Source organism: Stenotrophomonas sp. SrG (assembly GCF_050031795.1).
GTDB lineage: Bacteria > Pseudomonadota > Gammaproteobacteria > Xanthomonadales > Xanthomonadaceae > Stenotrophomonas > Stenotrophomonas rhizophila_A.
The window spans coordinates 1-235 of record NZ_JBNBBE010001363.1 but is presented as its reverse complement, the minus strand read 5'-3'; the positions used below and the strand labels follow the sequence as shown (position 1 = coordinate 235).

Below are 235 nucleotides of genomic sequence, written 5' to 3'. Positions count from 1 at the left end.
CCGCGCGTCCGCGTGACCGGCAGTGACGGTGAAAGGATTGGCGTGTTGACGCGTGACGAAGCGCTGTCGATGGCCGAAGACGAAGGTCGGGACCTGGTCGAGATTCAGCCGCAGGCTGATCCGCCGGTGTGCAAGATCATGGACTTCGGCAAGTTCAAGTGCGAAGCGCAGAAGAAGGCCAACGAGGCCAAGAAGAAGACCAAGCAGGTCGAGATCAAGGACGTGAAGTTCCGCC

The 235-nt window shown here is 60.4% G+C and carries 1 protein-coding gene; it reads left to right on the top strand.

Going from position 1 to position 235, the window contains the following annotated elements; translation table 11 throughout:
* Positions 1 to 45 precede the first annotated feature (45 nt).
* Positions 46 to 235: translation initiation factor IF-3 (infC, locus tag ACQG3P_RS23860; RefSeq protein WP_426806435.1), on the top strand; the 190-nt coding region annotated here is incomplete at its 3' end.